Origin of the sequence: Pseudomonas azotoformans, assembly GCF_900103345.1 — a bacterium.
Classification (GTDB): domain Bacteria; phylum Pseudomonadota; class Gammaproteobacteria; order Pseudomonadales; family Pseudomonadaceae; genus Aquipseudomonas; species Aquipseudomonas azotoformans.
The window spans coordinates 694,358-702,143 of record NZ_LT629702.1; the positions used below are offsets into that span (position 1 = coordinate 694,358).

The 7,786-nt window shown below is 63.9% G+C and carries 1 protein-coding gene; it reads left to right on the forward strand.

The genetic code is table 11. The features are described 5' to 3' along the window. Entirely contained in the window at positions 1–7,782 is a 7,782-nt protein-coding gene (locus BLR69_RS03200; protein WP_076955280.1) for a non-ribosomal peptide synthetase, read from the forward strand. Positions 7,783–7,786 lie beyond the last annotated feature (4 nt).

A 7,786-nucleotide genomic window follows, 5' to 3' on the forward strand; every position in this document is an offset into this window, starting at 1 on the left:
ATGCTTTCCAACCCTAACATCGATCTGGTTTCGCGCTTTCTTCGCCTGCCTCTGGAACAGCGCCAGCAGTTTTACCAACGCCTGCAAAGCCGGGGCATGAGCTTCGCCCAGCTACCGATTGCCTCGATCCGCGAGGACGGCCAGCACCTGCCGCTGTCCTACGCCCAGGAACGCCAGTGGTTTCTCTGGCAGTTGGACCCGGACAGCGACGCTTACCACGTCCCCGGCGCCCTGCGCCTGAGCGGCCAGCTGGACAAGGCCGCCCTGCAACGCAGTTTCGATACCCTGGTGGCCCGCCACGCAAGCCTACGCACGCGCCTGCACCTGGACGCTGAGCAGCGTGCCCAGGAAGTGCTGGAACATGGGGTGATCGAGATCGCCGAGCATGCCGTCGACGAAACACAGCTCAAGGCATGGGTCGAGGCCGAGATGGCCCGTCCGTTCGACCTGCAGCACGGCCCTTTGCTGCGGGTCAGCTTGCTCGCCGTGAGTGAAGAGGAACACGTGCTGGTGCTGGTGCAGCACCATATCGTCTCCGATGGCTGGTCGATGGGCGTGATGGTGCAGGAGTTGATGCAGCTCTATGCCGCCTACAGCCAGGGCCAGGATTGTGCGTTGGCGCCGTTGCCGATCCAGTACGCCGACTATGCCCTGTGGCAGCGCAGTTGGATGGAGGCGGGGGAGAAGGCCCGGCAACTGGAATATTGGCGCGAATTGCTCAGCGGCATGCAACCGGTACTGGAATTGCCGTTCGACCAGCCGCGTCCGGCGCAACAGAGCTTCCGCGGGGCGCGCCAGGACATCACGCTGGAACCGGCGCTGGTTGCCGGGTTGAAGGCGCTGGCCCAGCGGGAAGGCGTGACGATGTTCATGCTGCTGCTGGCTTCGTTCCAGGCCTTTCTGTACCGCTACAGCGGCCAGCCGGATATTCGCGTCGGTGTGCCGATTGCCAACCGCAACCGCGTCGAGACCGAATCGCTGATCGGCTTCTTCGTCAACACCCAGGTGCTCAAGGCCGACCTCGATGGCCAGATGAGCTTTGCCCAATTGCTGCAACACACCAAGCGCCGTGCGCTGGAAGCCCAGGCCCATCAGGACTTGCCCTTCGAACAGTTGGTGGAAGCGCTGCAACCGGAACGCAGCCTGAGCCATAACCCGTTGTTCCAGGTGATGTTCAACCATCAGGCCCATTCTCCGGCCGTGGCACAGCAGCTACCGGGGCTGCGCGTGGCCAACCTGGAATGGGACAGTCACAGTGCCCAGTTCGACCTGAGCCTGGACACCCAGGAGAGCGGCGACGGGATCTGGGCGTCCCTGACCTACGCCACCGACCTGTTCGGCGCCGCCACCGTAGCGCGTATGGCCGAGCACTGGCTGAGCCTGCTGCGTGCCGCCGTGGCAGACACCGCGTTGCCGTTGCAGGACCTGGCGACCCTCGACACCCAAGAGCGCGAGCAGATCCTCGTCAAGTGGAACGCCACCGAGCGCGACTACCCGCAAGGGCAGTGGGTGCATCAGTTGATCGAAGCCCAGGCGTTGGCCCAGCCGGATGCGCCGGCGTTGCGCTTCAACGCTATCGCCCTGAGTTATGCCGAACTGAACCACCGCGCCAACCGCCTGGCCCATCGCCTGATCGAAGCCGGGGTAGGCCCGGACGTGTTGGTGGGCCTGGCGCTAGAGCGTTCCATTGAAATGGTGGTGGGCCTGCTGGCGGTGCTCAAGGCCGGTGGCGCCTATGTGCCGCTGGACCCTGAGTACCCGCGTGAGCGCCTGGCCTACATGCTGGACGACAGTGGCGTGAAGCTGCTGCTGACCCAGGCGCATTTGCGTGAACAGTTGCCGATTCCCGAGGGGCTGGAAACCCTGGTGCTGGGTGAGTCTGCATGTGAGAACTACAGCGACGCCAACCCAGGCATCGCGCTGGACGGCGAAAACCTCGCCTACGTGATCTACACCTCAGGCTCCACCGGCCAACCGAAAGGGGCGGGTAACCGTCATTCGGCGTTGCTCAACCGCCTGCAATGGATGCAGGAAGCCTATGGGCTGGATGTCAGCGATACGGTGCTGCAAAAGACGCCGTTCAGCTTCGACGTATCGGTGTGGGAATTCTTCTGGCCGCTGATGACCGGTGCGCGCCTGGTGGTGGCAGCGCCTGGGGATCATCGGGATCCGGCCAAGTTGATCAACCTGATCAATCAACAGCAGGTCACTACGCTGCACTTTGTGCCGTCGATGCTGCAGGCGTTCCTGCAGGACCCTGCGGTATCCACCTGCCAAAGCCTGCGGCGTATCGTCTGCAGCGGCGAAGCCTTGCCGGTGGATGCCCAGCAGCAAGTCTTCGCCAAGCTGCCGCAAGCCGGGCTCTTCAACCTGTACGGCCCGACCGAAGCGGCCATCGACGTGACCCACTGGACCTGCGTCGACGAAGGCCGTGACGCCGTACCGATTGGCCGTCCGATTGCCAACCTCGGTTGCTACATCCTCGACAGCAATTTCGAGCCGGTGCCTATGGGTGTGCTGGGCGAGTTGTACCTGGGCGGCATCGGTCTGGCGCGTGGTTACCACCGCCGTCCAGCACTCACCGCCGAACGTTTTGTCGCCCATCCCTTCATCAAGGGTGAACGCCTGTACCGCACCGGTGACCTGGCGCGCTATCGCGCAGACGGCGTGATCGAATACGCCGGGCGCATCGACCATCAGGTCAAACTGCGCGGCCTGCGTATCGAACTGGGTGAAATCGAAGCGCGCCTGCTGGAACACGAATGGGTCCGCGAAACCGCTGTGCTGGCGGTGGAGGGCAAATACCTGGTGGGCTATCTGGTGCTGCAAAGCGCCGACGATGACTGGCGCGATGTGCTGGCCACCCACTTGGGCCAGCACCTGCCGGACTACATGGTCCCGGCCCAATGGGTGCTGCTGGAACAGATGCCGCTGAGCCCCAACGGCAAGCTGGACCGCAAGGCCCTGCCCAAGCCCGCAGCCACCCAGCACTACGAAGCGCCGCAGAGTGCGCTGGAGCAGCAGATCGCTGCCATCTGGGCCGAGGTGCTCGGCGTCGAACAAGTCGGCTTGAACGACAACTTCTTTGAGCGCGGCGGTGACTCGATCATCTCCATTCAAGTGGTCAGCCGCGCCCGTGCCGCCGGTATCCACTTCACTGCCAAGGCGCTGTTCCAGCACCAGACGGTGCGCAGCCTGGCCCGCGTGGCGCAATTACAGACCGCGCAAGTAATCGACCAGGGCCCGGTGCAGGGCGCGACGCCGTTGCTGCCGTTCCAGCAACTGTTCTTCGAGATGGACTTGCCGGACCGCCATCACTGGAACCAGTCCTTGCTGCTGACGCCGCGCCAGCCGCTGCGTGCCGAGCCACTGGAGACGGCGTTGCAGGCACTCACCCAGCACCACGATGTGCTGCGCCTGAGCTTCACCCCACAGGCCGAAGGCTGGACCGCACGCCACGACGCGCCAGCTGCCACGCTGCTTTGGCAGGCCAGCGTGCAGGACGCGGCCGAACTGCATGCCCTGTGCGAACGCGCCCAGCGCAGCCTCGACCTGCAACAAGGCCCGTTGCTGCGTGCGGTGCTTGCTGACATGGCCGACGGTTCCCAGCGCCTGTTGCTGGTCATGCATCATCTGGTAGTGGACGGCGTGTCCTGGCGGGTATTCCTTGAAGACCTGCAAAGCCTGTATCGGCAACAGCGCTTGCCGGCCAAGACTTCGTCGTTCAAAGCCTGGGCCGAGCGTTTGCAGGCCCATGCCCGCAGCGAAGCGGTCGCGCCGGAAAAAGCCTTCTGGCGGCAACAGCTCCAGGGCGTGTCGACCGACTTGCCCTGCCGCGATCCGCAGGGCGCACGTCCCGGGCGCCTGGCCCAGACCGTGGTCAGCCAACTGGATGGCGAGCGCACCCGGCAACTGCTGCAACAGGCGCCCACGGCCTACCGCACCCAAATCAACGACCTGCTGCTGACCGCCCTGGCACGCGTCATCTGCCAGTGGACCGGGCAGGATTCCAGCCTGATCCAACTGGAAGGCCATGGCCGCGAAGACCTGTTCGACGACATCGACCTGACTCGCACCCTGGGCTGGTTCACCAGCCTGTTCCCGGTGCGCCTGACCCCGGCCGACTCCCTGGCGACCTCGATCAAGCAGGTCAAGGAACAACTGCGCGCCGTGCCGGACAAGGGCCTGGGCTTCGGTGCGCTGCGCTACCTGGGCGACGACGCTACACGCCAGGCGTTCAGCCAGTTGCCGGTGCCGCGCATTACCTTCAACTACCTGGGCCAGATCGATGGCAGCTTCGATCAGCCGGACGCTTTGTTCGTACCGGCGGCGGAGAGCACCGGTGCCGAGCAGAGCCCGGAGGCGCCGCTGGGTAACTGGTTGACGTTGAACGGCCAGGTGTATGGCGGCGAGCTGCACATGGGCTGGACTTTCAGCCCGTTGATGTTCGAGCCTGCGCAGATCGAAGCCTTGAGCCAGGCGTTTACACGTGAACTGACTGCATTGGTCGAGCATTGCTGCACGCCTGGCAACCACGGTGTGACCGCCTCTGACTTCCCGTTGTCGCGCCTCACCCAGCCGCAGCTGGAATCCCTGCCGCTGGCCGCCGATGCCATCGAAGACCTCTACACCCTGTCGCCCATGCAGCAGGGCATGCTGTTCCACACGCTCTACGAGCAAGCAGCCGGCGACTACATCAACCAGATCCGCGTGACCGCCGAGGGCCTGGACGTGGCGCGGTTCCAGCAGGCCTGGGACGCCACGGTGCAAGCCCATGATGTGTTGCGCAGCGGCTTTTTCTGGGAAGGCCAGCTGGAATGGCCGTGCCAGGTGGTGTACCGCGAAGCCCGACTGCCGATTGAACACCTCGACTGGCGCGCCATGCCGGAGCGCGAACTGGAATTGCACAACCTGCAGCAAGCCCAACGCCGCCAGGGCTTTGACCTGGCCAAGGCGCCGCTGGTGCGCCTGGTACTGGTACGCACCGATGAGCAACGTCACGAGCTGATCTATACGAACCATCACATCCTGATGGATGGTTGGAGCAATTCGCGCCTGTTCGGCGAAGTGCTGCAACGCTACGCTGGCGTGGCGGTGCCGCCAGCGGCGGGGCGCTATCGCGACTACATCGGCTGGTTGCAGCAACGTGATGCCGCTGCCACCGAAACCTTCTGGCGCGAACAGTTGGGCACTCTGCAAGCACCCACCCGCCTGGGCAGCAGCCAGCCGCTGGCGGCAGACGGGCATGGCGAGCATCAACTGAGCCTGGATCGCGCTCAGACTGAACGCCTCGAGGCCTTTGCACGCCACAACAAAGTGACGCTCAACACACTGATCCAGGCCGCATGGCTGATCCTGTTGCAGCGCCATAGCGGGCAGTCGGTGGTGGCCTTCGGCGCCACGGTGGCCGGGCGCCCGGCGGAGCTTGTGGGGGTGGAGCAGCAGATCGGGCTGTTCATCAACACCTTGCCGGTGATCAGTGCAGTGGATGATCAGCAGAACGTGGCGGCCTGGTTGCAGGCCGTGCAGGCGCAGAACCTGGCCCTGCGCGAGCATGAACACACCGGGCTGTACGACATCCAGCGCTGGGCCGGGCAGGGCGGTGAAGCGTTGTTCGACAATATCCTGGTGTTCGAGAACTACCCGGTGTCCAAGGCCCTGGAACAAAGCGGTGGCAGCGGAATCCGTTTTGGCCTGCCGGAATCCCGCGAACAGACCAACTTCCCGCTGACGGTGCTGGTGGATGTCGGCGATACGTTGTCGGTGCAGTTCAGCTTTGCGCGTGCGCATTTCGATGCAAGCACGGTGCACACCTATGGGCGTCACCTGGTCAATCTGCTGCAAGCCATGCTTGAGGGTGGCCAGCAACGTCTGGGCGACCTGGCGATGCTCGATACGGCGGAACGTCAGCAGGTGCTTCAGGATTGGAACGCCACGGCGCGGGACTACCCGTTGCAGCACGGCGTACATCAACTGATCGAAGAACAGGTGGCGCGCACGCCGGACGCTGCGGCGCTGGTGTTTGCCGGGCAGCGCTTGAGCTATATCGAACTGAACCGTCGCGCCAACCGCCTGGCCCATCGCCTGATGGAAGCCGGGGTCGGCCCGGACGTGCTGGTGGGCCTGGCCGTGGAGCGCTCCATTGAAATGGTGGTGGGCCTGCTGGCGGTGCTCAAGGCCGGTGGCGCCTATGTGCCGCTGGACCCGGAATACCCGCGTGATCGGCTGGCCTATATGCTGGACGACAGTGGCGTGAGGCTGCTGCTGACCCAGGCGCATTTGCGTGAACAGTTGCCGATTCCTCAGGGATTGGAAACCCTTGTGCTGGGTGAGTCGGCCTTTGAAGCCTACAGCGACGCCAACCCAGGCATCACGCTGGACGGCGAAAACCTCGCCTACGTGATCTACACCTCGGGCTCCACCGGCCAACCCAAAGGCGCCGGTAACCGGCATTCAGCCCTGGCCAACCGTCTGCACTGGATGCAGGAAGCCTACGGCCTGGACGTCAGCGACACGGTGCTGCAAAAGACGCCGTTCAGCTTCGACGTATCGGTGTGGGAATTCTTCTGGCCGCTGATGACCGGTGCGCGCCTGGTGGTGGCAGCGCCGGGCGATCACCGCGATCCGGCCAAGTTGATCAACCTGATCAATCAACAGCAGGTCACCACGCTGCACTTTGTACCGTCGATGTTGCAGGCGTTCCTGCAGGATCCGGCGGTGTCCACCTGCCAAAGCCTGCAACGCATCGTGTGCAGCGGCGAAGCCTTGCCGGTGGATGCCCAGCAGCAAGTCTTCGCCAAGCTGCCGCAAGCCGGGCTCTACAACCTGTACGGCCCAACTGAAGCGGCCATCGATGTGACCCACTGGACCTGCGTCGATGAAGGCCGTGACGCCGTACCGATTGGCCGTCCGATTGCCAACCTCGGTTGCTACATCCTCGACAGCAACTTCGAACCGGTGCCCGTGGGCGTGCTGGGCGAGCTGTACCTGGGCGGCGTCGGTCTTGCGCGTGGTTACCACCGCCGCCCGGCGCTGACCGCCGAACGTTTTGTCGCCCATCCCTTCATCAAGGGCGAGCGCCTGTACCGCACCGGTGACCTGGCGCGCTACCGCGAAGACGGCGTGATCGAATACGCCGGGCGCATCGACCATCAAGTCAAATTGCGCGGCTTGCGCATCGAGCTGGGTGAGATCGAAGCGCGCCTGCTGGAACACGATTGGGTCCGTGAAACCGCCGTACTGGCGGTGGACGGCAAATACCTGGTGGGCTACCTGGTGTTGCAAGACGCCGGCGATGACTGGCGCGATGTGCTGAGCGCTCACCTGGCACAACAACTGCCGGACTACATGGTCCCGGCCCAGTGGATGTTGCTGGAACAGATGCCGCTGAGCCCCAACGGCAAGCTGGACCGCAAAGCGCTGCCGAAGGTCGACGCCAACCTGCAAGCCCGCGAATACCTGGCCCCGCACAGCGAACTGGAACAACAGATCGCCGCGATCTGGGCCGAGGTGCTGGACGTTGAGCGGGTGGGGCTAAACGACAACTTCTTCGAACTGGGCGGACATTCCCTGCTGGCCACCCAGGTGGTGGTGCGCCTGCGTGAGCAATTGCACGCCGAGTTCGACGTCAAATCGATCTTCACCACCCCGACCCTGGCCGATTTCAGTGGCTATGTGGCGGCCCGGCAGACAAATAATTCGCCGGTGCAGGACGCATTGGCTAAATCCTTGGAGGCCCTCAAACGTCTATCAGCAGAAGATTTGGATAAATTGATTTCCTGAGGGG

What these genes read in the sequence shown, in the direction of transcription:
- BLR69_RS03200 (WP_076955280.1), top strand. Translation starts at nt 1, where the DNA reads ATGCTTTCCAACCCTAACATCGATCTGGTTTCGCGCTTTCTTCGCCTG.